Source organism: Tepidimicrobium xylanilyticum, from assembly GCF_900106765.1.
Taxonomy (GTDB): domain Bacteria; phylum Bacillota; class Clostridia; order Tissierellales; family Tepidimicrobiaceae; genus Tepidimicrobium; species Tepidimicrobium xylanilyticum.
This window is the reverse complement of sequence record NZ_FNNG01000003.1, coordinates 201,264-223,746: the sequence shown is the minus strand read 5'-3', so window position 1 is coordinate 223,746 and position 22,483 is coordinate 201,264. Positions and strand designations below refer to the sequence as shown.

The 22,483-nt window shown below is 35.1% G+C and carries 23 protein-coding genes and 1 riboswitch; of the genes, 21 read left to right on the top strand and 2 right to left on the bottom strand.

Features of this window, described 5'->3' with window-relative positions:
• The first annotated feature begins 89 nt into the window (after positions 1 to 89).
• From cdaA to BLV68_RS05260, 12 genes are all read left to right on the top strand, one after another.
• Positions 90 to 923, top strand: a complete 834-nt coding sequence (cdaA, locus tag BLV68_RS05315; RefSeq protein WP_093751571.1) for a diadenylate cyclase CdaA — start codon at positions 90 to 92, stop codon at positions 921 to 923.
• A complete protein-coding gene (locus tag BLV68_RS05310; RefSeq protein WP_093751569.1) occupies positions 904 to 2,118 on the top strand; it encodes a CdaR family protein in 1,215 nt (404 codons plus the stop codon). The genes cdaA and BLV68_RS05310 overlap by 20 nt, the downstream gene beginning before the upstream one ends.
• A 9-nt stretch (positions 2,119 to 2,127) precedes the next feature.
• A complete protein-coding gene (gene buk / locus BLV68_RS05305; protein ID WP_093751567.1) occupies positions 2,128 to 3,213 on the top strand; it encodes a butyrate kinase in 1,086 nt (361 codons plus the stop codon).
• Entirely contained in the window at positions 3,213 to 4,115 is a 903-nt protein-coding gene (locus tag BLV68_RS05300; protein ID WP_093751565.1) for a phosphate butyryltransferase, read from the top strand. The genes buk (BLV68_RS05305) and BLV68_RS05300 overlap by 1 nt, the downstream gene beginning before the upstream one ends.
• Before the next feature lie 12 nt (positions 4,116 to 4,127).
• A complete protein-coding gene (gene buk / locus BLV68_RS05295) occupies positions 4,128 to 5,204 on the top strand; it encodes a butyrate kinase (RefSeq protein WP_093751563.1) in 1,077 nt (358 codons plus the stop codon).
• A 15-nt stretch (positions 5,205 to 5,219) separates the two neighbouring features.
• Complete coding sequence (locus BLV68_RS05290; RefSeq protein ID WP_093751561.1) at positions 5,220 to 5,894, top strand: nucleotide-binding protein; 675 nt, start codon at positions 5,220 to 5,222, stop codon at positions 5,892 to 5,894.
• A 26-nt stretch (positions 5,895 to 5,920) separates the two neighbouring features.
• Positions 5,921 to 6,148, top strand: coding sequence for a 4Fe-4S binding protein (locus BLV68_RS05285; RefSeq protein ID WP_093751559.1), 228 nt, complete (start codon positions 5,921 to 5,923; stop codon positions 6,146 to 6,148).
• A gap of 20 nt (positions 6,149 to 6,168) precedes the next feature.
• Positions 6,169 to 7,230 (top strand): 3-methyl-2-oxobutanoate dehydrogenase subunit VorB, encoded by a 1,062-nt coding sequence (locus BLV68_RS05280; protein ID WP_093751557.1) that lies wholly within the window; start codon positions 6,169 to 6,171, stop codon positions 7,228 to 7,230.
• A complete protein-coding gene (locus BLV68_RS05275; protein ID WP_093751555.1) occupies positions 7,230 to 7,976 on the top strand; it encodes a thiamine pyrophosphate-dependent enzyme in 747 nt (248 codons plus the stop codon). Before BLV68_RS05280 ends, BLV68_RS05275 begins: the two co-directional genes overlap by 1 nt.
• A complete protein-coding gene (locus BLV68_RS05270) occupies positions 7,977 to 8,534 on the top strand; it encodes a 2-oxoacid:acceptor oxidoreductase family protein (protein ID WP_093751553.1) in 558 nt (185 codons plus the stop codon). It abuts the gene before it with no gap.
• A 305-nt stretch (positions 8,535 to 8,839) separates the two neighbouring features.
• Positions 8,840 to 8,968, top strand: a riboswitch (cyclic di-AMP (ydaO/yuaA leader).
• Between the two features lie 94 nt (positions 8,969 to 9,062).
• Positions 9,063 to 10,181, top strand: a complete 1,119-nt coding sequence (locus BLV68_RS05265) for an NAD/NADP-dependent octopine/nopaline dehydrogenase family protein (protein WP_093751551.1) — start codon at positions 9,063 to 9,065, stop codon at positions 10,179 to 10,181.
• A 344-nt stretch (positions 10,182 to 10,525) separates the two neighbouring features.
• A complete protein-coding gene (locus tag BLV68_RS05260; RefSeq protein WP_093751549.1) occupies positions 10,526 to 10,930 on the top strand; it encodes a hypothetical protein in 405 nt (134 codons plus the stop codon).
• A 15-nt stretch (positions 10,931 to 10,945) separates the two neighbouring features.
• Here BLV68_RS05260 and fabZ read toward each other — a convergent pair whose 3' ends face one another.
• The gene (gene fabZ, locus BLV68_RS05255) at positions 10,946 to 11,377 is read right to left on the bottom strand and encodes a 3-hydroxyacyl-ACP dehydratase FabZ (protein WP_200773654.1); all 432 of its coding nucleotides are present in this window, start codon (positions 11,375 to 11,377) and stop codon (positions 10,946 to 10,948) included.
• A gap of 187 nt (positions 11,378 to 11,564) precedes the next feature.
• Here fabZ and BLV68_RS05250 point away from each other — a divergent pair, with 187 nt between their 5' ends.
• From BLV68_RS05250 to glmM, 8 genes are all read left to right on the top strand, one after another.
• The gene (locus BLV68_RS05250; RefSeq protein ID WP_317921623.1) at positions 11,565 to 12,569 is read left to right on the top strand and encodes a beta-ketoacyl-ACP synthase III; all 1,005 of its coding nucleotides are present in this window, start codon (positions 11,565 to 11,567) and stop codon (positions 12,567 to 12,569) included.
• Positions 12,570 to 12,580: 11 nt separating this feature from the next.
• Positions 12,581 to 13,537, top strand: a complete 957-nt coding sequence (fabK, locus tag BLV68_RS05245; RefSeq protein WP_093751545.1) for an enoyl-[acyl-carrier-protein] reductase FabK — start codon at positions 12,581 to 12,583, stop codon at positions 13,535 to 13,537.
• Positions 13,534 to 14,493 carry an ACP S-malonyltransferase gene (fabD, locus tag BLV68_RS05240; RefSeq protein ID WP_093751543.1) on the top strand — a complete coding sequence of 320 codons (960 nt, stop codon included), beginning with the start codon at positions 13,534 to 13,536 and terminating at the stop codon, positions 14,491 to 14,493. Before fabK ends, fabD begins: the two co-directional genes overlap by 4 nt.
• Complete coding sequence (gene fabG / locus BLV68_RS05235; protein ID WP_093751541.1) at positions 14,490 to 15,233, top strand: 3-oxoacyl-[acyl-carrier-protein] reductase; 744 nt, start codon at positions 14,490 to 14,492, stop codon at positions 15,231 to 15,233. The genes fabD and fabG overlap by 4 nt, the downstream gene beginning before the upstream one ends.
• A 16-nt stretch (positions 15,234 to 15,249) precedes the next feature.
• On the top strand, positions 15,250 to 15,486 hold the full coding sequence (gene acpP / locus BLV68_RS05230; RefSeq protein WP_093751539.1) for an acyl carrier protein: 237 nt from the start codon (positions 15,250 to 15,252) through the stop codon (positions 15,484 to 15,486).
• A 16-nt stretch (positions 15,487 to 15,502) separates the two neighbouring features.
• A complete protein-coding gene (gene fabF / locus BLV68_RS05225) occupies positions 15,503 to 16,741 on the top strand; it encodes a beta-ketoacyl-ACP synthase II (protein ID WP_093751537.1) in 1,239 nt (412 codons plus the stop codon).
• Positions 16,742 to 16,854: 113 nt separating this feature from the next.
• Positions 16,855 to 18,195 carry a CCA tRNA nucleotidyltransferase gene (locus BLV68_RS05220; RefSeq protein ID WP_093751535.1) on the top strand — a complete coding sequence of 447 codons (1,341 nt, stop codon included), beginning with the start codon at positions 16,855 to 16,857 and terminating at the stop codon, positions 18,193 to 18,195.
• 469 nt (positions 18,196 to 18,664) lie between these two features.
• On the top strand, positions 18,665 to 20,011 hold the full coding sequence (gene glmM / locus BLV68_RS05215) for a phosphoglucosamine mutase (protein ID WP_093751533.1): 1,347 nt from the start codon (positions 18,665 to 18,667) through the stop codon (positions 20,009 to 20,011).
• Between the two features lie 32 nt (positions 20,012 to 20,043).
• Here glmM and BLV68_RS15410 read toward each other — a convergent pair whose 3' ends face one another.
• Positions 20,044 to 20,205, bottom strand: a complete 162-nt coding sequence (locus tag BLV68_RS15410; protein WP_159428621.1) for a hypothetical protein — start codon at positions 20,203 to 20,205, stop codon at positions 20,044 to 20,046.
• A gap of 506 nt (positions 20,206 to 20,711) precedes the next feature.
• On the opposite strand from BLV68_RS15410, the gene BLV68_RS05210 reads away from it, so the two are divergent.
• Positions 20,712 to 22,415, top strand: coding sequence for a peptide-binding protein (locus BLV68_RS05210; RefSeq protein WP_093751531.1), 1,704 nt, complete (start codon positions 20,712 to 20,714; stop codon positions 22,413 to 22,415).
• The last annotated feature ends 68 nt before the right edge of the window (positions 22,416 to 22,483 follow it).

The window sequence follows — 22,483 nt, the reverse complement described above, 5'->3', positions numbered from 1 at the left end:
TACATTTTTTATTTAATATTATTTAGTTCAAATTGACATATGTTTGTTATATAATAAAAATGATAATATATTTGAAGGTGTGGTAGCCCTTGGAATTTATAAAAGGATTATTCATCAATTTAAGACTAAAAGATATTGTTGATATTTTTATAGTTGCTATGGCTTTTTATAAACTATTCAAGTTGATTAGGGAAACAAGAGCAGAGCAATTAACTAAAGGAATTATAGCTTTATTCGTTTTTACTAAGGTAAGTGATTGGCTCCAACTTTACACTGTTCACTGGATACTGGATAAGACTATGACCGTTGGAATACTGGCTTTAATCATAGTTTTTCAACCGGAGTTGAGAAGAGCTTTAGAATATATAGGCAGAAGCAATTTCTTTACTAAATCCTTTATAGAAATAAAGGACGAAAGTTTAAGTCAGTTGGTGGAAGAAATTGTAGAAGCTGTGGCATCCCTTTCCAGACAGAAAATTGGTGCTCTCATCGTTATTGAAAGAACTACAGGATTAAGCGAGGTAATTGAGACTGGTACAAGGATCGATGGAAAAGTTTCGAGTGACCTTCTTATAAACATCTTTATTCCAAACACTCCCCTTCATGATGGTGCTGTAATAGTAAAAGAGGACATAATAAAAGCTGCTGGATGTTTTTTGCCTTTGACGGAGAATACATCTCTTAGTAAGGATTTAGGCACTAGACATAGAGCGGCTCTTGGCATTTCAGAAAAATCTGATAGTCTTTCCATAATTGTATCAGAAGAAACGGGAGCCATTTCCATTGCTGAAAATGGCAGTTTAGCTAGATATTTAGATACTAAAACTTTAAGGCAAATATTGATGGATATGTATAAACCTAAAGACCAGAAATCTACTTTTATTGCAAAATGGAGGCGTAAAGATGGGCAAAGAGAAAAATAATGATTTAACCTTGAAGATCTTTGCTCTAATAATAGCTATCATTTTGTGGAGCTATGTTATGAGTGAAGTGAATCCACCCTTTGAAAATGAATTTAAAAATGTGAATGTTGAATATATAAATGAAGCTGCCTTAGAAAGACAAGGTTTGGTTGTAATGGAGCCTCAAAAGGCCACTATTAGAGTAACCATTTCTGGCAGGAGGTCTGAGGTATTAAAAGTATCTGAAAAGGATATCATAGCTCAAGTAGATTTAAGCGGTTATTCCGAAGGGGAACAGAAAGTTCCTGTATACGTTCAGGTTCCAGATGATGTTAAAATTGTAGATTATAGTCCGAAGGAAATACTATTTAGATTTGATAAGATAATTAGAAAGAGTAGCCCAGTTGTAGTTGAAACTCAAGGAAAGCTGGCTCAGGGATATGTTCTTGCCACTCCTGAAATAAAACCAGAATCCATCTATATACAAGGTCCTAGAACATGGGTAAATTTGGTGGCTAAAGCTATAGCATATGTAGATGTTTCAAATAAAGCTGAGGATATTAATACAACTGTTGCAGTAAAAATTGTGGACGATGAGGGAAATGATGTAAGAGGAGTGACCATGGAGCAAAGTGTAGTCGATGTATTCATTCCAGTATATCAGGTTAAAAAAGTACCAATAGAACTACAAACGGAAAATCAACTGCCAGATAATTATGAAATAGTGGAGATAAATATAAATCCAAGCACTATAGAAATTAAAGGTAGAAAAGAAGATCTAGCCAAGGTTAATTTAATTAAAACTAAACCTATTGATATTAATGCTTTAATAGATAATAGAAATATTCCAGTAGAATTGGAATTACCAGAAGGAGTAAGTTTATTAAGGCCGGATGAAAAAGTAATCATAACCTTGAATGTAGATGAAAAAATATCTAGGACCTTTGGTTACACCTTGGAAGATGTTGATATTGTAAACCTAGATTCTAATCTCATTATAGATGAAAATGATTTTAATAAAACCATTATGGTTACTGTTGAAGGAATGAGTTCTAAGATTAATTCACTAAACAAGGAAGATATAGATTTGACAATGGACTTAAAGGATCTTGATGAAGGAACTCATAGGGTTAATGTAGATGTTTCAGTTGAAGAAGGGATTACAGTTGTAACTCTTGTTCCGGAGGGTCTAAATATAACGCTAATCAAAGAGTAGGAGGTAAAAATGGAAAGGAAATATGTATTAGTTATTAATCCAGGTTCTACTTCTACCAAGGTAGCCATCTATGATGGAGACGTGGAAATAAAAACTCACAAGATACAGCACAAAGAAGATGAATTAGCAAAATATGACAGTATATTAGACCAATATGAATACAGATTAAATCTAATTCTTAATTGGTTAGATAAAGAAAATATCAAACTTTGCAGTTTAAAGGCTGTAGTAGGCAGGGGAGGATTATTAAGGCCAATTCCTGGTGGGACATACCTTGTTACCGATAAGATGATAGAGGATTTAAGATTAGGTGTTGGAGGAGAGCATGCGGCTAATCTTGGAGGGATTCTCGCCAGGGGAATAGCCGATAGGGAAAATATAAGTTCCTATATAGTAGATCCCGTATCGGTAGATGAATTTGAGGAAGTGGCAAGAATATCTGGTCTTAATTTAATTGAAAGAAAATCCTTAATCCATGCTCTTAATATTAAAGCTGTTTCCCATAGAAGGGCAGAGGAATTAAATAAGAATTTGGAGGAATTAAATTTAATAGTTGCCCATTTAGGAGGAGGTATTTCTGTAGCGCCTGTGAGAAGAGGACGCATGATAGATGTAAATAATGCGAGTGAAATGGGCCCCTTTTCTCCCGAAAGGACTGGAAGCCTTCCAGTAGGGGACTTGGTAAAAATGTGCTACTCTGGGAATTATACCTATGAGGATATGAAGAAGAAGATAAAAGGTAAAGGTGGATTGATGTCATATCTAGACACTATTGATGCAAGAGAAGTGGAAAAAAGGATTGAATCCGGAGATGAATATGCTAAACTAATATTCGATGCAATGATATATCAAATTGGGAAAGAAATAGGGGCTGCTTCTGCAGTGCTCAAGGGGGAAGTGGATAATATAATTCTTACTGGAGGTCTTGCTTGCTCAAAATATTTAGTTGAAAGATTAACAGAAATGGTATCCTTTATAGGACCTGTAATAGTATATCCTGGAGAGGATGAAATGGGTGCTTTAAATAAAGGAGTATTAAGGGTAATTAATGGTGAAGAAAAGCCTAAAATATATGAAAATGAGGTGATAAGATAATGATTAAATCCTTTGAAGATTTAAAAGTTTTAGCTAAAGAAAAATGCAAGAAGCGATTATCTGTTGCAGTTGCTGAGGACAAACCCGTATTAGAAGCTGTAAAAGCAGCAATGGACTTAAATATAGTAGAACCAATACTGGTAGGAAATAAGGAAAAAATAGTTGAAATTAGCGATGAAATAAGTTTGGACCTCTCTAAGGCTGAGGTAATTGATGAAAAAGATGGTATTTTAGCAGCAAAAGAGGCTACAAGGTTAGTAAGCAGCAACAAAGCTGATATACTTATGAAAGGGTTAATTGACACATCAATTATCATGAAACAGGTATTAGACAAGGAAATAGGGTTAAGAGCAGGAAAAATAATCAGCCATGCAGCGGTTTTCCATGTTAATACATACCATAAAATATTTATTGTAACCGATGCAGCTATGAATATAAGTCCCGATTTGGATCAAAAGAGGGAAATAATAGAAAACGCAGTTGAATTAGCTCATTCCTTAGGTATAGCCAATCCAAAAGTAGCTGTGATTGCTGCCAAGGAAAAGGTTTCCACAAAAATGGAGGCCACAGTTCATGCAAAGGAATTAGCTGATATGAATAGAGAGGGGATAGTTAAAGGCTGTATAGTAGAAGGACCTTTTGCTTTGGATAACGCCATTTCTAAAGAGGCTGCAGCACATAAAGGGATTGAATCGACGGTAGCAGGTGATGCAGATATATTATTAGTACCCGATATAGATGCTGGTAACGTATTATATAAATCATTGACTTTTTTAGCAGGAGCTAAAAGTGCAGGTATTATCTTAGGTGCTGAGGCTCCTATAGTCTTGACTTCAAGAGCAGACAACCAAGAAGCAAAATTAAACTCTATAATATTAGGAATAATGTTAACTTCGAAATAGAGGAGGATATTAATGTCAGCAAAACATAGATTACTAATCATTAATCCAGGTTCAACTTCCACAAAAATTGCAGTATTTTACGATGAGGACATAGTATTAGAAAAAACTTTGAGACATTCGGTAGAAGAACTATCTAAGTATGAAAATATAACAGACCAGATTGCATTTAGGAAGGATATCATTTTAAAGACCTTAGAAGAGAATCAAATTCTTTTGGAATCCTTATCTGCAGTTGTTGGGAGAGGAGGACTTCTAAAACCAATCCCTGGTGGTACCTATAAGGTTAATGAGAAGATGTTAGAGGATTTAAGGAGTAGAACTTATGGAGAACATGCTTCTAATCTAGGGGGAATTATAGCCTATGAGATTGGCAAAATGATTGACGTTGAAGCTTTTATAGTAGATCCTGTTGTGGTAGATGAATTACAGGATATAGCCAGGATTTCAGGTTTAAAAGAAATAGAAAGAAAAAGCATATTCCACGCCTTGAACCAAAAAGCAGTTGCTAGAAGACATGCCAAGCTTCAAGGTAAGGCTTATGAAGATATGAATTTAATTATTGCCCATTTGGGAGGAGGGGTTTCTGTAGGAGCCCACGAAAGAGGAAGGGTTATAGATGTAGCTAATGCTTTAGATGGAGAGGGACCTTTTTCCCCAGAGAGGTCAGGAGGGCTTCCAGTTGGAGATCTAATAAAACTATGTTATTCTGGCAAATACACCTATGAAGATATGAGGAGCATGATAGTAGGCAAGGGTGGAATGGTCTCCTATTTGAATACAAATAATGCTATGGAAGTCTGCGAAAGGATTAAAGCAGGAGATGATTATGCTAAATCCATTTATTATGCCATGGCCTATCAGATAGCCAAGGAAATAGGTTCTTGTGCTGCAGTATTGAAGGGAAAAGTTGATGGTATTTTACTTACTGGCGGAATAGCCCACGACAAGATGTTTACTGGTTGGATAGAAGAAAGGGTTAGCTTTATATCTAAGGTGTTTATCTATCCTGGAGAAGATGAGCTAACTGCCTTGGCAGAAGGTGGACTTAGGGTTTTAAGAGGTGAAGAGGTAGCAAAAGAATATATTTAGAATTAGGTGAGAAAAATGCTTAAAGATAAAAGATTAAGGATTGTTATTGGGCATTATGGCAGTGGCAAGACTGAGTTTAGCGTCAATTACGCTGTGAAATTAGCCAAAATGGGGAAAAAGGTGGCTTTAGTGGATCTAGATATTGTAAACCTCTATTTTAGAAGCAGAGAAAAGTCGAATATTTTAGAAGAGATGGGCATAAGGGTTATTGGAAGTTCTGTAAAGGGTGCGGCCGTTGATATACCGGCTATCTCTTCTGAAGTATTGATGCCTTTGCAGGATAAATCCTATGAGGGGATTATAGATGTAGGAGGAGATCCAGTAGGAGCTAGGGTGCTAGGTATGTACTATCAGTATTTTATACCAGAAGAATACGATATGTTTTTTGTATTAAACGCCAATAGACCTGAAACCCAAACTGTAGAAAAAGCTATTGAATACTTAAGAAAAATTGAAGACGCAGCTAGAGTAAAAGTAACGGGCATAATAAATAATACCCATATGTTGAAAAGCACTACAATAGAAGATGTATTAAGAGGACAAGAATTGGCAGAGAAATTATCGCAAGAAGCTAATCTACCTATTAAATATATATCTGCTATCGAAAGCGTAGCAAAGGAATTGCCAAAGGATTTAGAAGGAGAAATTTTCCCGATGACTTTATATATGAGGGAAGAGTGGATGGTCTAATAATAAATAGGTAAGGGGGTTTTATGATGGCCAAAGTAAAAGGAAGAGTAACATTCCAGGAAGACCTTTGCAAAGGATGCGGATTATGCGTTTCAGTGTGCCCTACAAAGATTATTTATCTAGATAATGATAAGATAAATGCAAAAGGGTATCATCCAGCTACCATATCCGATATGGATAAATGCATAGCCTGTGCTAGTTGTGCAATGATGTGTCCAGATTTAGTAATAACAGTTGAGAGGTTAAGCAATTAAATTATGAAGGAGGGTTATTGATGGCTAAAGTTCTCATGAAAGGGAATGAGGCTATAGGTGCAGCAGCAATTAAGGCGGGTTGTAAGTATTTTTTCGGCTATCCTATAACGCCTCAAAGCGAATTACCAGAGTATATGGCCAGAGAACTACCTAAGGTTGATGGGGTTTTCTTACAAGCAGAATCAGAAATAGCAGCAATAAACATGGTATATGGTGCTGCCGGAGCAGGAGTAAGGGTTATGACTTCCTCGTCAAGTCCAGGTATTTCATTAAAACAGGAAGGTATTTCCTATATTGCAGGAGCAGAGCTACCTTGTTTAATAGTTAATATAATGAGAGGTGGACCGGGTCTTGGAAGTATTCAACCATCTCAAACCGACTATTTCCAAGCAACCCGAGGTGGAGGTAATGGAGATTATAGACTTGTAGTATTAGCTCCATCTAATGTGCAAGAATTAGTAGATTTAATAATAGAGGGTTTTGATATAGCAGATCAATATAGAAATCCAGTTATGATATTAGGAGATGGAATGATAGGACAGATGATGGAACCGGTAGAGTTTAAAGAACCAAAAAGAAGAGAGCTTCCAGAAAAGGATTGGGCTACCACTGGTACTGGAGGAAAAAGAAAACCTAATATCATAAACTCCTTATATTTGGCACCAGAAGAATTAGAAGAGCATAATATTAAGTTACAAGTTAAATATAAGAAGATAATGGAAAACGAAGTGAAGGTTGAATCCTATAATACAGAAGATGCAGATGTAGTCATAGCTGCATATGGAACTACATCTAGAATTGTAAAAACTGCCATTTCACAATTAGAAAAGGAAGGATATAAAGTAGGACTTATTAGACCTATTACCTTATGGCCTTATCCTTATGATGAATTTGATAAAATCAATCCTAATTGTAAAGGAATTTTGACAGTGGAAATGAATACGGGACAGATGATAGATGATGTAAAGATAGCCGTTAATGGGAGATGTCCAGTATATTTCCATGGCAGAACTGGGGGAATGGTGCCAACTCCTGATGAGATAATCGAGAAGGTGAAGGAAATCTATGGAGGTGAAAAATAATGACAGTAGTGTTTAAAAAAACCAGAGGCCTAACCGATGTTCCAACCCATTACTGTCCTGGGTGTACCCATGGTATTATCCACAGATTAGTAGGAGAAGCCTTGGAAGATTTAGGAGTATTAGACATTGCTATTGGAGTAGCTCCAGTAGGATGTTCAGTACTTGCATATAAATATTTTAATTGTGATATGCACGAAGCTGCTCATGGTAGGGCTCCAGCTGTGGCAACGGGAATAAAAAGGGCTAGACCTGAAAACTTTGTTTTTACTTATCAAGGGGACGGAGATTTAGCCTCCATAGGAACAGCGGAAATAGTCCATGCAGCCCATAGAGGTGAGAAAATATCGACTATATTCGTCAATAATGCTATCTATGGGATGACAGGAGGACAAATGGCACCTACTACTTTAGTTGGACAAAAAGCCACTACTGCTCCGTATGGTAGAGATGAAGCCCATTGCGGAAAGCCAATAAGGATGTCGGAGTTACTTGCTACTATAGATGGAGCTAAGTTTGTAGAAAGGGTTACAGTTACCACTCCTGCCCATGTTAGGAAAGCTAAGAAAGCCATAATGGAATGCTTTAAGGTCCAAATAGAAGGAAAGGGATTTGGGATTGTAGAGGTATTGTCCACATGCCCAACCAACTGGGGATATACTCCTGAGGAAGCTTTAAGATGGTTGGAAAATAACATGATACCCTATTATCCTCTAGGAAACTTTAAAAGGCCTGAGGAGGTGGAATAAATGGAAGAAAGATTGATAATTGCAGGATTTGGAGGGCAAGGAGTAATGGCCATGGGACAGCTTTTAACCTATGCTGGCATGATAGAAGGAAAACACGTATCATGGTTACCTTCCTATGGTCCTGAAATGCGCGGAGGTACAGCCAATTGTAGTGTTATAATTTCTACTGAGCCAGTAGGCTCACCAGTAGTAGTAAACTCTACAACGGCTATTGTTATGAATAAGCCATCTTTAGATAAATTTGAATCTGGTGTTAATAAGGATGGAAAGCTATTTATTAACTCTTCTTTAATAGAGCAAAAATCCAATAGGGATGATATAGAGGCGTATTATATTCCTGCTAATGAAATAGCAGATGAATTAGGCAATATGAGAGTGGCCAATATGGTAATGTTAGGAGCCTATTTAGAAGTTTCTAAGATTGTTGATATTAAATCTGTTCTTGAAGGGTTCACAAAGGTATTTGGTGAAAATAGAGCCCATTTAATTCCTATAAATAAGGAAGCTCTAGAAAGAGGAGCTCAAGTTGCAAGGAAACAGATGAAGGTGATGGCGTAACCGATTCTTCTAGTGAAGAATCGGTTTTAATTTTTTCATTAATTTTTTAAAAAAAATTTGCATTTCACTAAAAAATATGATATACTAATTCTTGTATAAATATGCTATTAACTTTTGAATAACTTTCTATTAAGTCTATTCTCTTTACGTTTAAACTGACAAAAATTCTTTTATATAGATCCTACATTCTTTGAATATTATCACATTAACTATAATATAATATTAAATAAATTTTCTTAAGTCATTTATCTCTAGGTAATTGATATTATTAGTTATTATTCCATTTTTACTATTAATAATTTAATATAAATAAATCGCTGAATTCTTGTAAAAGAAGCGGGGGAACCAATTTTTGGGGTGAATCCTTTTTAGGACGGGCAAAACCCTTAGCCCGAACCCGTCAGCTAACCTCGTAAGCGTGGAGGGGGGATAGATATTTATTGCCATATACAGACTATGGGGAGCCCTCTATAGTCTTTTATTTTACTTCAAAACAAATAGGGAAATAGTGGGATAGGAGGTAATAATATGAAAAGAGATTTGGTTTATGCCGTAATAGGTGCAGGTAATGGCGGAATTGCAATGGCAGGATATTTAAGTTTACTGGGTTATAAGGTGAATCTTTATAATAGAACTTTAGAAAATATACTACCTTTGATAGATAGCCCATTAATAGGCCTTACTGGTGAAGTTGAAGGCGAAGGGAAATTAAATATGGCCACGAATCAAATAGAAGAAGCTATTGAAGGTGCAGATATAATAATGGTAACTATACCAGCTATGGGGCATTATGATCTAGCTAAGGAAATGGCACCTCATTTAAAAGAAGGCCAGATAATAGTACTAAATCCTGGTAGAACAGGAGGGGCTTTGGAAGTTTATTCAACCATTAGAAGATGTGGATTTAATAAAGATATTATTGTGGCTGAAGCTCAAACCTTTATTTACGCTTGTAGAAAAACATCCTTAACCAGTGCTCATATATTTAAAAGTAAAAAGGAAGTTACATTAGCAGCAATTCCAGCGATAAAAACACAATATGTTATAGAAATTCTAAAAGATGCATATCCTCAATTTACACCAGCTAAGGATGTAATCGAAACTAGTATTAATAATTATGGGGCTATTTTCCATCCTGCTCCAACTCTTCTAAACAGTGGACACATTGAAAGGGGAGCTGCATTTGACTATTATACAGAGGGTATTACTCCTTCCATAGGGAATTTCCTAGAAAAGATGGATGCTGAAAGGATGAAAATAGGATTATTACTTAATGTAAATACTTTATCCGCTAGGGAATGGCTTGAAGAAACTTATGGAGCCAAGGGGAGCAATCTATACGAAGCAGTACAAAATAACCCCGCATATAAAGGGCTGCAAGCACCCAAAGGTCTAAATATTAGGTATATATATGAAGATGTTCCTTACAGCTTAATTCCAATGTCATCTATAGCAAAGGAATTTAATATTGAAACTCCAGCCATAGATTCCATAATCAAAATAGCGGGATTGATAACTGGTAAAGACTTTTTCAAGGGAGGAAGAACTGTGGAAAGACTAGGGCTTAAGGGCTTGTCTGTAAAGGAAATTCATGAATTTGCAGAAACGGGTAAAATAATGAGAGTAGAAGAAGAAGCGGCTTCATAAAAATACAAAATAATTTATGGATTTGAACATCTTAAACCAAATATCAGGATATTTGGTTTAAGATGTTTTTTATTAAGAAAAGGGAAAATTTTACTTGAAATGTTTGTTTCCATATAGTACTATATAGTCAATAAGTTGGGACTTTTTGCCTATATTTTTCTACCATAATAGACAATAAACTTGAAATACCACTATAATAGTTTCTAATTTTTGCTGAGTAGTAAATTTCCTGGGAAATATTCTATATATGTTGACAAGAATATTCTAAATTATGGAAAGCTCTTAGTATTTATATTTGAACATGGTCTAAATTTGGTTGAACTATTCAAACAGGGGTGTTTAAAATGGGGGAGCAAGATAGGAAGATAGATAATTGTATCGAGATGGCTTTAGATTACCTAAAAGGTATTTCTTTAACGAAAGGTTTGAGCATAATAATAGATATATGTGATGAAATAAGGTACTCAAAAATAGAAAAAGAGGATATTGATCAAAAAATATTAAAAGTAATACATGATCTAATAGAATCTGACAGCTTAAATTCATTAATGGGAGATGAAGAAAAGGAGACCTTAAATAGATTTTTCAAGGATTTTCTAAAACTATGTAGTGATTCTGGGAAATACTATTTTAAAAATAAGCTGTATAATGAGTTAAGTTTTGATGAATTTTATAATGTCCTTATACAGCTTAAATATATAAAGAGTATAGAATTATCAAATGGGAACAAGTTGCCTATTAATGGTTAATAGGCAACTTAGTTTTTATTCTATGGCAAACAGGAATTCCCCTTCTAAAGCAATCTCATTTCCTACTAAGGCCACTCCTTTTCCTATACCAATGGAGGATCTTACTTTAAGTATTTCAACCTCCATTTTTAGTATATCTCCAGGAACTACTCTCCTTTTAAAACGGACTTTATTTATTCCTGCAAAATAGGGTGTTCTTCCTCTATATTCATCTTTCGATAATAAAACGACTGCACCTACTTGGGCTAATGCTTCTATTATTAAAACTCCAGGCATTATAGGTTTCTTTGGAAAATGACCTTGGAAAAAGGGTTCGTTTATAGTTACATTTTTATAACCTATCCCTTTTTCACCTTCTCTAATGATTTCAACCTTGTCAACAAGCAAAAAAGGGTATCTATGTGGAATAATCTCTATTATATCTTGAATTTCTAACATATTATTCATTATACCACCTCTTATTATAGTTTTACGTGCCAAAATGATTATTGACCATCAAGTGAAATTAATATATACTTGTTTTTAAAGTTTTTGTCATTCCTATTAATATAATACAAAAACTTGAATTTTCTAGCAACTACTTATATTTTCAAGGAAGGGAGTTGATAAAAGTCATCCTAATAATTTTTTGGAGGTGAAACAATTGAATAATTTGTACTCAGTAGGAATAACTGGAATAGGCAGCTTTGTACCAGAAAAAGTGTTAACTAATTTTGACCTAAGCCAAATGGTGGATACATCAGATGAGTGGATCGTAACAAGGACTGGCATAAGGGAACGCAGAATTGTAGAAAAAAATGTTTCTACATCTGACATTGCCACTATTGCTGCTAGAGAAGCATTAATTGATGGAAAAGTTGATCCTAAAGAAATTGACCTAATAATAGTAGCAACAGCCACTCCCGATATGTTTTTCCCAGCAACAGCTTCCATAGTACAGAAAAACATTCAGGCTACAAATGCAGCAGCTTTTGATATATCCGTAGGCTGTTCTGGATTCATATATGGACTATCCATAGGATATAACATGGTAAGAGCTGGAACGTGTAAAAAAGTATTGGTAATTGGAGGAGAAACATTATCTAAAATTGTAAATTGGGAAGACAGAAACACCTGTGTACTTTTTGGCGATGGGGCAGGAGCTTGTATATTGGAAAAATGTGAAAAAGGCTTTGGATTTCTTTCCTTCGACTTAGGATCGGATGGAGAAGGAGGACATTTGCTTTCACAACCAGCAGGTGGTTCTCGATTACCTGCAAGTTTTGATACCGTGTCGAACAAACTTCACACCATTAAAATGGATGGCAGGGAAGTGTTCAAATTTGCAGTCAGAATAATAGAAAAATCCTCAGAAGCAGTTCTTAAGAGTGCTAATCTATCTTTAGAGGATATAGACTATCTAATTCCCCATCAAGCCAATATAAGGATAATCCAATCGGCAAAAAATAAACTTAAGTTAGATGATGATAAGATCTATATTAATTTAGACAGATATGGAAATATGTCTGCAGCCTCCATACCAGTAGCTTTAAATGAAGCTTATAGGGATGGCTTGCTTAAAAGAGGAGATATAATATTATTGGTAGCTTTTGGTGCTGGCTTGTCTTGGGGATCAACTATATTGAAATGGATCAAATAGGAGGGGTGATTATGTTTAGTACAAGGGTATGTAAACTCCTAGATATTAAATATCCAATTATTCAAGGTGGCATGGCATGGGTCGCTACACATGAGCTGGCGGTAGCAGTATCTGAAGGAGGTGGATTGGGAGTTATTGCTGCAGGTAATTTACCACCAGATGTAGTAAGGGATGAAATTCGAAAAGCTAAAAAACTTACAAAGAAACCTTTTGGAGTCAATATAATGTTAATGTCGCCCTATGCTGAGGATATAGTAGGTATAATCTGTGAAGAAAGGGTTCCTGTGGTGACTACAGGTGCAGGAAACCCATCCAAATTCATTAAGGAATTTAAAGAATTTGATATAAAAGTAATACCTGTAGTACCTACTATGTCTTTAGCAAGGAGATTGGAAAAGCAAGGGGCGGATGCCTTGATTGTAGAAGGAACAGAAGCTGGTGGTCATATTGGAGAATTAACTACTATGGTATTAATTCCTCAAGTAGTAGATGAGGTAAAAATTCCAGTTATAGCTGCTGGAGGTATTGCCGATGGTCGTGGTTTTTTAGCGGCCTTATCTTTAGGAGCCGAGGGAGTACAGCTAGGAACGAGATTCGTTTGTTCCACTGAATGTGTGGCTCATGATAATTTTAAGGAGATGATCTTAAAAGCTAAGGATAGGTCAACAGTAGTAACTGGAAGAAATACTGGATACCCAGCTAGAACATTGAAGAATAGTTTTACCAAAGAGTATTTTGAAATGGAGAAAAAGGGTGCAACAATTCAGGAACTTGAAGCTTTTACAGTAGGCAGACTTAAAATGGCAGTAAAAGAGGGAGAGGTTGTAAATGGTTCCGTTATGGCTGGTCAGATTTCAGGTCTTATAAAGGAGATAAAGCCCTGCAAAGAAATAATTGAGGATATAATAAATGAAGCTGGGAAGTACTTAGATATGTTAGCCTCCTATAGAGGAGGTTGGGAGCAATGAGAAAAATCGCTTTTATATTTCCAGGTCAAGGTTCCCAGTACGTTGGAATGGGAGCAGATTTTTATCAGGTTTTTCCTGAATCTAGACGGGTATTTGAAGAAGCTAATGACTGTTTAAACATGGATTTAAAGAGAATCTGTTTTGAAGGCAGAGAAGAAGAATTGATAAGGACGGAAAATACTCAACCGGCCATTCTTACTACAAGTATTGCCATGTTGAAGGCTTTGGAAATGCAAGGGATAGATTGTGAATATACGGCAGGCTTAAGTCTAGGTGAGTATACTGCTTTGGTGAAATCTGAAGGTATTAGCTTTGAAGATGCCCTATGGCTTGTAAAAATTAGAGGTAAACTTATGCAGGAAGCTGTGCCAGAAGGGGTAGGAGGAATGGCTGCCATATTGGGATTAAGCCGAGAAAAGGTCATGTTGGTATTAGATAGGGTGAAAGAACATGGTATAGTAGAGGTAGCAAATTATAATTCTCCAGAGCAAATAGTCATATCTGGTGAAAAGAAAGGGGTCGAATTGGCTTGTAAAGAGGCTTTAAATCTTGGAGCTAAAAAGACCGTCCCCCTACTGGTAAGTGCACCTTTTCATACTAGCTTGTTGAAACCTGCTGCTGAAAGATTGAAGGAGGAACTGGATAGAATACCCCTGTTCGATTTGAAGAAAAATCTAGTATCCAATGTGGACGGAAAACCCGTTAACTCTAAAGAGGAAATAAAAGAGAAATTAGCTGAACAGGTAAGCAGTTCTGTGCTCTGGCAGGATAGTATAGAATTTATGATTGAAAATGGCGTTAATACATTTATAGAAATAGGGCCAGGTAAAGCATTGACTGGTTTTGTAAAGCGAATAGGAAAATTCATGAACAAAAGCGTTGAAACCTATAATGTGAATAGCGTAGAAACTCTTAAAAAGACCGTTGATTCTTTGGGAAAGGAGATGGCAAATTGAATTTATCTAATAAAGTTGCTTTAGTTACAGGGGGCTCTCGAGGAATAGGCAAAGCTATTGCCTTAGAGCTTTCAAAGTATGGTGCTAATATAGCTATTAGCTATTTAAATAATGAAGAAAAGGCTAAGGAGGTGGTAAAGGAGATAGAGAAGAATGGAGTTAAGGGAATGAGTATAAAAGCTGATATTTCCAAAGAAACAGATGTACAAAATATGGTTAAAGCAATTGAAGCAGAAATGGGTTCCATAGATATACTAGTAAATAATGCAGGAATAACTAAGGATAATCTGTTAATCCGCATGGGGGCGGAAGAATGGGATGATGTAATCAATACGAATTTAAAGGGGACTTATATTTGCACTAAATTAGTTGCTAGGGGAATGATGAAGAAAAGATATGGAAAGATAATAAACATAGCTTCCATAGTGGGAGTTACAGGAAACATTGGTCAAGGTAATTATAGTGCATCGAAAGCAGGTGTTATAGGTTTTACTAAAGCTATTGCAAAGGAATTAGCTAGCAGAGGCATAAACGTTAATGCAGTAGCACCTGGGTTTATAGAAACTGATATGACAGAACTCTTAAAGGAAGATATTAAGGATTCACTAGTTAAAAGTATTCCAATGAGGAGAATAGGGAAACCTGAAGATGTAGCCAACATTGTAGTATTTTTAGCTAGTGAAAAGGCAGATTATATAACAGGTCAAGTAATCAATATAGATGGTGGAATGGTAATGTAAAAAAGGAGGATGAAAGATGGCAATTTTTGAAAAGGTTAAAAATATAATTGGTGATGTTTTAGAAATAGATGATTTAGAAAGCATTACAATGGAAACTTCAATAATGAATGATTTAGATGCTGACTCATTAGATGCAGTGGAAGTGATGATGGCCTTGGAAGATGAATTCGATATTGAAATACCTGATGAAGATGCTGAAAAGTTTAAAAATATAGGAGATATAGTAAAATACATCGAGAATAAGATAAGTTAAATAAGGAGGCCTACAATTGAAAAGAGTAGTAGTCACTGGATTAGGAGCAGTTACCCCTATAGGTATTGGCAAGGACGAATTCTGGAGTTCCCTTTTAAAAGGGAACTCTGGAGTTGGATATATAACCCGGTTCGATCCAAGTAAATTTGGCACAAGGATTGGCGCAGAGGTGAAGGACTTTAATCCAGCAGATTTTATGGATAGAAAAACAGCCAAGAGGATGGATCGTTTTACCCAATATGCTATTGCAGCTACAGCTTTGGCCTTAGAAGATGGAGAAATAGATTTAGATAAATTGGATAAAGATAAAATTGGGGCAGTATTAGGCTCTGGTATAGGAGGTATGACAACTTTAGAAAAAGAGCATGAAAAACTACTGGAAAAAGGGCCTGATAGGATTAGTCCTCATTTTATTCCTATGATGATATCCAATATGGCTCCTGGATATATATCTATCCTTTATGGGCTAAAAGGACCTAGTTTAACCATTACCACTGCCTGTGCTTCTAGTACCCATGCTATTGGCGAAGCCTATAGAATGGTTCAAAGGGGCACATGTGATTTGGTTATAACGGGAGGCAGTGAAAGTGCCATAACGCCAATTTCATTAGCAGGTTTTAGTTCCATGAAGGCCTTATCCACAAGAAATGAAGAACCTACTAAAGCAAGTAGACCTTTTGATAAGGAAAGGGATGGTTTCGTGATGGGTGAAGGTGCTGGAATTTTAATACTTGAAGAATTAGACCATGCATTGAAAAGGAATGCAGTAATATACGGAGAGATAATAGGTTATGGTGCAACTTCAGATGCCTATCATATTACAGCCCCAGACCCTGAAGCGGAAGGAGCAACGAAGGCCATGGAATTGGCTCTAAAGGAAGGTAAAGTTAACTACACTGATATAGATTATATAAATGCCCATGGCACCAGTACTTATTATAACGATAAATTGGAAACTTTAGCAATAAAAAGGCTGTTTAAAGAACATGCTTATAATATAGCTATAAGTTCAATCAAATCTATGACGGGTCACCTTTTAGGAGCTGCTGGTGGTATAGAGGCTATAGCTACTATATTGACTATTAAGAAAGGTATAATACCTCCAACTATTAACTATGAAATTCCAGATGAAGAATGCGATTTGAACTATACTCCAAATGTTCCAGCAAAAAAGGAGGTAATATATGCCCTGTCCAATTCTTTAGGATTTGGGGGACATAATGCTTCCATATTGCTGAAAAAATATGGTGAATAAGTATAGGGCTTTGGATTTAAATCCAGAGCCCTATATTTTTTTGGAATAGAATAATTCTTAATATCTCTACTATGATATACTGGTAAATAGGAACTGATTCTTGAGGTGATATAATGCAGTTTAATATTCCAGATTATGTGGAGAAAATACTTGAAAAGTTGGAGAAAGAAGGATATCAGGCTTATGTAGTTGGTGGAAGTATTAGGGATATGCTTCTGGGGAAAAATCCTAAGGATTACGATATTACTACAGATGCCAAGCCCTTTGAATTAGAAGACATATTTTCTGATTTTAAAACCATTAGTGTAGGAAAAGAATTTGGGACCATTATAGTATGTCAGGAGGAAGGTAATGTAGAAATAACCACTTTTAGACAAGAGGGTAATTATCTGGATGGAAGAAGACCCGAGTGGGTGACTTTTTCCAGAAAAGTAGAAGATGATTTAAGCCGCAGGGATTTTACAATTAATGCGATGGCATATAATAAGAAAGTGGGAATTATTGATCCTTATGGAGGTAGGGAAGACCTTAAAAATAGAATAATTAGAACCGTAGGGAACCCAGAGAAAAGGTTTAGTGAAGACTACCTTAGGATATTAAGAGCCATTAGATTTGCTACAGAGCTTAAATTTACTATAGATAAGCCTACCTTTTATGCAGGAAGAAAATGCAGTAGTAAAATTTCAAATGTGAGCATGGAAAGGATTTCAGATGAATTCTTTAAAATCCTTTTATCTAAGAAGCCATCTAATGGAATTAGGATGATGGAGGAAATGGGGATATTGGAAATGGTATTACCAGAATTAATTCCAACCATAGGATTTGATCAAAGAAATCCTAACCACAATATGGACGTATATAACCATATATTATGCGTATTAGATAATACCCCTCCTATAATTCAAACCAGATTGGCTGCTTTATTCCATGATATTGGTAAACCCAGCTCATTAACTATAGATGAAAGAGGAATAGGCCATTTTTATGGTCATGACCAAATAGGAGCCCAAACATCCAAAATGGTATTGGAGAGATTTAAAGCCTCCAATGATTTAAGGGATAAGGTTTACCTTTTAGTTAAAGAGCATATGAATCACCATGCAGATTTTAAGGAAAAGGGATTAAAAAGATTAATTAGAAGGATGGGAGAAAAAGAAATATTTGACTTAATAGACCTACAAATTGCTGATATTAAATGCTCAAATGAAAAGGCCACCATCGACCATATAGTAGAAAGAAGGAAAAGGATAGAAGAAATACTTGAAAAAGAAGAAGCCTATGAAATAAGGCAGTTGGCCATAAATGGCAGGGATTTGTTAGATCTAGGTTTTAAACAAGGTCCCATAATTGGTCAAGTATTGGAATACTTATTAGATAGAGTAATGGATAAACCCGAGTTAAATGAGAAGGATACTTTAAAAAAGTTAGCCTTAGACTATATAGATAAGAAATGATGTTTGGCTACGCTACACAAATTGTCTGGCCTATAACATATTTGGGAAGAAGCCCCCCCAATTCAAGGTTCGATAGGTATCACATGTTTTTATAAATTGGGGCTTGTCTTTCCAATTTTTTTAATTAGGCAAACGAATTAAATATACTTGGGAGGCTGAAAAACATATCCATAGAGAAAAGGCTTGACTTACGTGATATTTGTAAATCTTGAGTCGGAGATCTGTTTTTTATAATATACCTAGTACAACCACGAGAGAAGAAAAAATAAGGACATATTATCTGTTTACAAACTCTAAGACCCAACAAAAGAGATCCCAAGAGAGTTATACCCAAGCAATTATGGATTGTGCATCATGAATTGTAAATTGATAAGAATTGTTCACTGTCAATTGTCAATTGAATAATAATTGTGCATTGATAAAACTTGTGTTATTATTATACTGTATATTTTAGTTGGGAGGTTCAAACATGGGAAAACTATTTGGTACGGATGGAATACGGGGAATTGCAAATAAGGATTTGACTCCAGAGCTGGCATTTAAAGTAGGAAGGATAGGAGCTTATATATTATCAAAGGGTAAAAAGGGAAAAATAGTGGTTGGCAAGGACACTCGAAAATCAGGAGATATGTTGGAAGCCGCATTAACAGCAGGAATTTGCTCCACAGGATTAGATGTAATATCTTTAGGGGTTGTTCCAACTCCAGCAGTAGCCTATTTGACAAAAAAATACGATGCATTAGCAGGTATTGTCATATCTGCCTCTCATAACCCAGTAGAATATAATGGAATAAAGTTTTTTAATAGTGATGGATTTAAGTTAAGGGATGAAGTAGAAGAGGAGATTGAAGAGCTGGTCTTAAAAGATGAGGACATAGACTTAAGGCCTATAAGTGAAGATATTGGGCAGGTAATAGTAGAAGAAGAAGGATATAAACATTATGTTAATCATTTAAAATCCACCATAAAAGGGGATTTAAAAGGGATAAAAATAGCCGTTGACTGTGGAAATGGAGCTTTATTTAAGATAGCACCTATATTATTAGAAGAATTGAACGGAGAGATAATAGTCATAAATGATAAGCCAAATGGTAGCAATATAAATGTGGAATGTGGGTCTACTAATCCATCTATGATTAAATCTTTAGTATTGGAAACTCAAGCTGATATAGGTTTATCTTTCGATGGAGATGGAGATAGACTCATAGCTGTAGATGAAAAGGGCCATATAGTAGATGGAGACCATATACTTGCTATTTGTGGTACTTATCTCAATAGGAAAGGTAAGCTAAAGAATAACAAAGTAGTAGGCACAGTAATGACCAATATGGGATTAGACGAATATTTAAAGAGTAAAGGGATGGACATAGTAAAAACTGCCGTTGGAGATAGGTATGTACTTGAAGAAATGATTAATAATGATTACGTACTTGGAGGGGAACAATCAGGTCATATAATATTTTTAGAGCATAATACTACAGGAGATGGATTATTAACATCTCTACAATTGATCCAAATTATGAAAGAGGAAGGTAAGAAATTATCTGAGCTAAATAGCTTAATGACTAATTTCCCCCAAATATTAGTAAATGCAAGAGTGAAAAATGAATTGAAGAATTCCTATCTTGAAGATGAAAAGATACGAGAGGAAATCGAAAGAATAGAGAAAATGTTCCATGGTAAAGGGCGAGTGGTAATAAGGCCTTCAGGAACTGAGCCCCTTGTTAGAGTAATGATAGAAGGAAAAGACAAAGAAAAAATAGAAAAAGTAGCAGAGGAATTAGCAAAATTAATTAAGGAAAGATTAGGAAGCTAATATTTGTAAATAATATTAAAAGAGCAGGCCTTCTAAGTAGAAAGCTTGCTCTTTTCTTGATGGATGAATCGTTTTTTTAGTTTAACATGTGATTCAAATTCAATTTCGGATATCCTTCCCATTTCCTTTAACTTTTCCAATAATAATAAAAAATCAGTGCACAATTGAAGGATTTCATTATCAATTTTATCCACAGCACCACCCCATAATATTTATATTTACTAAATTAAAGATATACTCAAAAAATCCTTTATTTAATTACAAATATTACAAAATATTAACATATTTTATAATTTATTAAATTGCTTATTAAAATGAATAAAATATGGATGCATACTTACATTATTGCTACAGTATATGTTATAATAGTAAAAATAAAACTTCTATTTAAAATTACAAAAATACAATAAAATACGACAAATATTTTAGAAGGATAATTACTAGGATTGTAGAATATCTATATTATAAGAGTCCGATATTATGTACTATTTTTTTTAACATTCATTTATAAGAATTATCTGATTATATTACGCAATTAGATTCAAAGGCTATAATTTTAACCTTTTAAAGCAATTGTTATTTATTACATTTTGCTTTTAATTGTATTGTATTATACCTCTCATTGACAGAATTAAAAGATTAGTGGTATAATACAATAAATTAATAATATTCAAATAAGAGTAAAAGGGGGAGTATTTTAATGAGAAGAAAGTTAGCAGTGTTATTGGCCTTGGTACTAGTGTTATCAATTTTTCTAGCAGCCTGCGGCCAAAAAGATGAACCAGCTGACGTTGGTGAAGGAGAACCAGTAGAAACTGAAACTCCAGCTGATGATGTAAATAATCCAGCTAAGGGCAGATCAGATGCAGCAGATACATTAATTATAGGTACAAGTGAGGCAAAAGGTGAGTTTATGCCTGGCTTTTCATCATCAGTATATGATGGTTATGTAGTAGATTTAATATTTGATGGCCTTATTAGCAATGATGCAGCGGGTAATCCAGTACCTCATTTAGCTGAAAAGTGGGAAACAGATGACAATAAAACCTTTACATTTTATTTAAGAAAAGATGTTAAGTTCACAGATGGAGAACCACTTACAGCTGAAGACGTGAAGTTTACTTATTTACTTTTAAGTGACCCAAAGTATGATGGTCCACGTACTTCATATGTTTCTGATTTAGTAGGATATAAAGAGTATCATGATGGTGATGCTACAGATGTAGAAGGAATTAAGGTAATAGATGACCATACAATTGAATTTACTTTTACAGAAGGATTGGCAACAAATATTTGGAATTTTAGTATAGGAATAATGCCAAAACATATTTATGGTTTTGAAAAAGGAGATATTGAAACAGCAAAGGCTAAAATGCTTGAACCACTTGGTTCAGGACCATATAAATTAGTTAAATTTGAGCCGAAACAATATGTAGAATTTGAAAGAAATGAAGACTACTTTTTAGGTGCACCAAAAGTGCCTAAGTTAATACTTAAGTTCACTACTCCAGAGACTTATATGTCTGAGCTTGAGAAGGGAACTATAGATGTTCAGTTGGCAGCTGCAACGAATAATGAAAACAAAGAAATTATTGAAGGAACAGGATTTTTAAATATAGTTAGCTTCCCTGGAAATAGCTATTATTATATGGGGTTCAATTTAAGAGATCCAAGGCTTTCTGATAAGAACGTACGTCAAGCTTTAGTATATGGATTTAATCGTGAGCAATTCGTAAATGTTTACTATCAAGGCTATGGTGCGGTATGTAACCAACCAATTTCACAAGTATCATGGGCTTATTCAGAGGATGTTAATGCTTATGAATATAATCCAGAAAAAGCTATTGAAATTTTAGAGGCAGCTGGCTGGAAAGAAGGGCCAGACGGAGTAAGAGAAAAAGATGGTCAAAGACTAGAGTTTATCTGGGATACCTATACTGAAAGTAGATATGTTGAAACATTAATTCCTATGTTAAAAGCTGACTGGGAAAAAATAGGTGTTAAAGTTGAAGCGAATTTGATGGAATTCAATGCTCTATCTGAAAAAGTATTTGATAAACGAGAATTTGAAATGTATAATATGGGATGGTCTCTAAGCATAGATCCAGATTCCTATGAAATATTCCATAGTTCAGCAGATGTTCCTGGAGGATTTAACTGTATGGGCTTTAGGAATGAAAAGAATGATGAGCTACTTGAAGCAGGAAGAAGAGAAGTGGACCCAGAAAAACGTGCTCAAATATACCAAGAATGGGCTGCCTTGATAAATGAAGAACTTCCTTATATGTTCATTAATCAAGGTGAAAACTGGGATGTTGTAAATAAGAGGGTTAAAAACTTTAATACATCCCCATATCAAAAATTCACTTCTCCAGATATAATTCTAAGCGTTGAATTAGAATAGTATCTATATAAAATGTTAACTTGTTTAGTAACAATATAGCATAAACCCGGTTTAAGCCACCGGGTTTA

What these genes read in the sequence shown, in the direction of transcription:
- BLV68_RS05310 (WP_093751569.1), top strand. Translation starts at nt 904, where the DNA reads ATGGGCAAAGAGAAAAATAATGATTTAACCTTGAAGATCTTTGCTCTA.
- buk (WP_093751567.1), top strand. Translation starts at nt 2,128, where the DNA reads ATGGAAAGGAAATATGTATTAGTTATTAATCCAGGTTCTACTTCTACC.
- BLV68_RS05300 (WP_093751565.1), top strand. Translation starts at nt 3,213, where the DNA reads ATGATTAAATCCTTTGAAGATTTAAAAGTTTTAGCTAAAGAAAAATGC.
- buk (WP_093751563.1), top strand. Translation starts at nt 4,128, where the DNA reads ATGTCAGCAAAACATAGATTACTAATCATTAATCCAGGTTCAACTTCC.
- BLV68_RS05290 (WP_093751561.1), top strand. Translation starts at nt 5,220, where the DNA reads ATGCTTAAAGATAAAAGATTAAGGATTGTTATTGGGCATTATGGCAGT.
- BLV68_RS05285 (WP_093751559.1), top strand. Translation starts at nt 5,921, where the DNA reads ATGGCCAAAGTAAAAGGAAGAGTAACATTCCAGGAAGACCTTTGCAAA.
- BLV68_RS05280 (WP_093751557.1), top strand. Translation starts at nt 6,169, where the DNA reads ATGGCTAAAGTTCTCATGAAAGGGAATGAGGCTATAGGTGCAGCAGCA.
- BLV68_RS05275 (WP_093751555.1), top strand. Translation starts at nt 7,230, where the DNA reads ATGACAGTAGTGTTTAAAAAAACCAGAGGCCTAACCGATGTTCCAACC.
- BLV68_RS05270 (WP_093751553.1), top strand. Translation starts at nt 7,977, where the DNA reads ATGGAAGAAAGATTGATAATTGCAGGATTTGGAGGGCAAGGAGTAATG.
- BLV68_RS05265 (WP_093751551.1), top strand. Translation starts at nt 9,063, where the DNA reads ATGAAAAGAGATTTGGTTTATGCCGTAATAGGTGCAGGTAATGGCGGA.
- BLV68_RS05260 (WP_093751549.1), top strand. Translation starts at nt 10,526, where the DNA reads ATGGGGGAGCAAGATAGGAAGATAGATAATTGTATCGAGATGGCTTTA.
- fabZ (WP_200773654.1), bottom strand. Translation starts at nt 11,377, where the DNA reads ATGAATAATATGTTAGAAATTCAAGATATAATAGAGATTATTCCACAT.
- fabK (WP_093751545.1), top strand. Translation starts at nt 12,581, where the DNA reads ATGTTTAGTACAAGGGTATGTAAACTCCTAGATATTAAATATCCAATT.
- fabD (WP_093751543.1), top strand. Translation starts at nt 13,534, where the DNA reads ATGAGAAAAATCGCTTTTATATTTCCAGGTCAAGGTTCCCAGTACGTT.
- acpP (WP_093751539.1), top strand. Translation starts at nt 15,250, where the DNA reads ATGGCAATTTTTGAAAAGGTTAAAAATATAATTGGTGATGTTTTAGAA.
- BLV68_RS05220 (WP_093751535.1), top strand. Translation starts at nt 16,855, where the DNA reads ATGCAGTTTAATATTCCAGATTATGTGGAGAAAATACTTGAAAAGTTG.
- glmM (WP_093751533.1), top strand. Translation starts at nt 18,665, where the DNA reads ATGGGAAAACTATTTGGTACGGATGGAATACGGGGAATTGCAAATAAG.
- BLV68_RS05210 (WP_093751531.1), top strand. Translation starts at nt 20,712, where the DNA reads ATGAGAAGAAAGTTAGCAGTGTTATTGGCCTTGGTACTAGTGTTATCA.